Source organism: Cellvibrio sp., assembly GCF_053579595.1.
The window spans coordinates 1-3209 of sequence record NZ_JBRFPI010000463.1; the positions used below are offsets into that span (position 1 = coordinate 1).

3 protein-coding genes and 1 pseudogene are annotated in these 3209 nt (G+C 44.5%); 3 read left to right on the forward strand and 1 reads right to left on the reverse strand.

The window, feature by feature from the left end; all coding sequences use genetic code 11:
- Window positions 1–330 (reverse strand): annotated as a pseudogene (locus tag ACWA6V_RS19745) (hypothetical protein); the annotation flags it as partial.
- Window positions 331–512: 182 nt separating this feature from the next.
- Here ACWA6V_RS19745 and rfbB point away from each other — a divergent pair.
- The 3 genes from rfbB to rfbA form a co-directional block, all read left to right on the forward strand.
- Entirely contained in the window at window positions 513–1580 is a 1068-nt protein-coding gene (rfbB, locus tag ACWA6V_RS19750; protein ID WP_449524094.1) for a dTDP-glucose 4,6-dehydratase, read from the forward strand.
- On the forward strand, window positions 1577–2482 hold the full coding sequence (gene rfbD / locus ACWA6V_RS19755; protein WP_449524095.1) for a dTDP-4-dehydrorhamnose reductase: 906 nt from the start codon (window positions 1577–1579) through the stop codon (window positions 2480–2482). Before rfbB ends, rfbD begins: the two co-directional genes overlap by 4 nt.
- Window positions 2469–3209: glucose-1-phosphate thymidylyltransferase RfbA (gene rfbA, locus ACWA6V_RS19760; RefSeq protein ID WP_449524096.1), on the forward strand; the 741-nt coding region annotated here is incomplete at its 3' end. The genes rfbD and rfbA, both read left to right, overlap by 14 nt.

The window sequence follows — 3209 nt, forward strand, 5'->3', positions numbered from 1 at the left end:
ATCTAATAACCAGTCAGGGTTGACTTTCAATCCAATACATGAATCAACGACAGTTTGCGCTGATGGAAGATCGAGCTTGATGCCGATGATTTCTATGTTCAATTGTCTCGATAGGGTTTCCAGAATTACATCTTCAGATACCGAGCCCATGCGAACAAAAATTGCACCAAGTCGTCCCCCTATTTCCTGTTGAATGTCCAGCGCTTTCTCTAGATCCGCAGCTGATATGGCGTTTTCAGAGAGCAATATTTGCCCAATTAATTGGCGCTGGATTGGAGTATCGGCGGTTGGCGTATCTGGAGTAATTTGCATTGCTGGTATTAAGTCCATCGGGCGTTTCAGTTCAAGGCTATGCGGGGAGTTTATACTGTCTGACCTTGAGATGGGTAGGGGATGCTTAGGCAAATACAGTAATGTAGATTAGAATGTTGTGCTTGTGTGGGGTTGCGGCGCAGTAGTTAGTGTTTGGACAATCTCAATAGGGCAGATGACCGATTTTTTTGGGTGGGCGGATGATATTAGTAACCGGTGGTGCTGGATTTATTGGTGCAAACTTTGTTTTGGATTGGTTGTCGCTTTGCGATGAGCCAGTTATTAATTTAGATAAGCTAACCTATGCCGGCAATCTCGAAACGCTGAGCAGTTTAAAGGGTGATGTACGCCATATTTTTATCGAGGGTGATATTGGTGATCAAGCACTCATCACCGGTTTATTGCAGCGGTACAGGCCTCGCGCAGTAATAAATTTTGCAGCAGAAAGTCACGTAGATCGCTCGATTCATGGTCCAGAGGCATTCATACAAACTAATGTAACTGGATCGTTTCAGTTATTAGATGCTGTTAAGCAGTACTGGAGTGGACTGGATGTTGCAGAGCGCAACAGTTTTCGGTTCTTGCACGTATCAACTGATGAAGTTTATGGCTCCTTGCCATCATCAGCGCCTGCTTTTACAGAAGAGCACAAATATGAACCCAACAGCCCCTATTCTGCCAGTAAAGCCGCTAGTGATCACTTAGTCCGCGCCTATCATCACACCTATGGCTTACCCGTTCTGACTACCAACTGCTCGAATAATTATGGTCCCTATCACTTTCCTGAAAAGTTGATCCCTTTAATGATAGTAAACGCTTTGGCCGGCAAAGATTTGCCTGTCTATGGCGATGGGCAGCAGATTCGCGATTGGCTCTATGTAAAAGATCACTGTGCTGCAATCAGGTCTGTATTGGCGGCAGGTCGTGTCGGCGAAACATATAATGTTGGTGGTTGGAATGAAAAAGCGAATATAGACATCGTGAAAACTGTCTGTGCTTTGCTTGATGAATTACATCCTCGTAGTGATGCCGTGTCCTATGCTGCACAAATTAAATTTGTAGCTGATCGTCCTGGGCATGATCGTCGCTATGCGATAGATGCTGGAAAAATCGAACGTGAATTAGGTTGGCGTCCTGTCGAGACATTTGAAACTGGTATTCGTAAAACTGTTGCATGGTATTTGCAAAATCAAGTGTGGGTGCAGAATGTTCAGACCGGCGCTTATCGTCAATGGGTTAGCAAGAATTACACGGATCGTAGCGAATGAAAATTTTATTGCTCGGTAAAAATGGTCAGGTTGGTGTTGAATTAGTGCGCAGCCTTGCACCATTGGGTGAGCTCATTACTCTGGATCGACACTCCCAAGATCATTGTGGCGACTTAACAAATTTGGCTGGGATAGCGCGTACAATTTCAAACATTCGACCAGATGTAATTGTTAATGCCGCTGCATATACTGCTGTTGATAATGCAGAAACAGAAGCAGAGTTGGCTCAGCACATTAATGCTCTTGCCCCAGCTTGCATTGCAAATGCGGCCAAAGAGATAAATGCTCTATTAGTTCATTACTCAACTGACTATGTATTTGCCGGAACAGGCGAAAATGCATGGCGCGAAAGCGATTTAACCTTACCCCAAAATATTTATGGGCATTCAAAATTAGCTGGTGAGAACGCGATTATTGCTTCAGGTTGTCAATATTTAATTTTTCGCACTAGTTGGGTGTATGCGACACATGGGCGCAATTTTTTGAAAACCATGTTGGCGTTAGCGGCGACAAAATCGGAGCTACAGGTTATCGATGATCAATATGGCGCTCCAACAAGTGCAGTATTGATAGCTGATGTTACGGCACATTGCATCCAACGGTTTGTGCCAGACAAAGGCGGCATTTACCACCTTGCTGCTGCGGGGTGCACCACTTGGTATCGCTATGCGAAATTTATATTTTCTATCGCTCACCAGCAGGGCGTGCGATTTTTGCTTAGTCCTGACTCCGTCTTTCCTGTAACTTCAGCAGAGTTCAATGTCGCTGCCAAGCGCCCCGCCAATTCGCGGCTTGACTGCAAAAAACTCTGCCATGAATTTTCGGTCAATTTAACTGGTTGGGAGCAAGGAGTTGAATGCGCAGTGTTAGAAATTTTGGAGAATAAAAATGAAAAAGCGTAAAGGTATCATTCTTGCTGGTGGGTCTGGTACGCGCCTCTATCCAGTCACTAAGGTTGTTTCCAAACAATTGCTGCCTGTGTATGACAAACCTATGATTTATTATCCGTTAAGCACGTTAATGCTAGCGGGAATCAGGGACATACTAATTATCTCCACACCGCAGGATCTGCCGCGCTTTGAGCTATTGCTTGGCGATGGTGCTGATTGGGGTTTAAATTTACATTATGCCGTTCAGCCAACTCCTGATGGGCTTGCGCAAGCCTTTATTATTGGAGAGCAATTTATTGGAAAAGATAATTGCGCTTTGGTTTTGGGGGACAACATTTTTTATGGACATAATTTTGAAAAAGAACTGACTACGGCAATGATCCGTACAGAAGGTGCAACTGTTTTTGCATATCAGGTGCGTGATCCTGAGCGCTATGGGGTTGTAACTTTCGATAATGATGGGCGCGCGACATCACTGGTTGAAAAACCGGATCGACCCGAAAGCAATTTTGCTGTAACCGGGCTTTATTTTTACGATAGCCAAGTTGTAGATATCGCCAAAAGTCTTAAGCCATCCTCGCGTGGCGAACTCGAAATAACAGACGTTAATAAAACTTACCTTGAACGCAAGCAGTTGAATGTTGAAATTATGGGAACAGGTTACGCTTGGCTGGATACCGGTACCCATGAGAGTTTGACCGAGGCTAGTAATTACATTGAAACTATTGAGCATCCGCAG